Genomic DNA, 219 nt, shown 5'->3' on the forward strand with positions numbered 1-219 from the left:
TCGCGGTTGAACAAGCTAACGCGAACAACAAGGTCGTGGTGCTTGACCCTGTAGGTTGTGGTGCAAGCATGCTGCGTACCGAGACTTCTCGTCAAATCGCACGTTTAGCGGATAAGTTAATCATTCGTGGTAACGCGTCTGAGATTATCGCATTAGCGGGTGAGCAAGCGCAGAACAACGGTGTGGATGCGCTTGATAGCAGTGATGCTGCACAATGCT

At 51.1% G+C, this 219-nt stretch carries 1 protein-coding gene; it reads left to right on the plus strand.

Annotated elements, in window-relative coordinates:
- Positions 1-219, plus strand: a 219-nt coding sequence (locus A3712_RS21750; RefSeq protein ID WP_197465889.1) for a hydroxyethylthiazole kinase, incomplete at both ends; no start/stop codon positions are given.

It is taken from the genome of Vibrio sp. HI00D65, assembly GCF_001635455.1.
Lineage (GTDB): Bacteria > Pseudomonadota > Gammaproteobacteria > Enterobacterales > Vibrionaceae > Vibrio.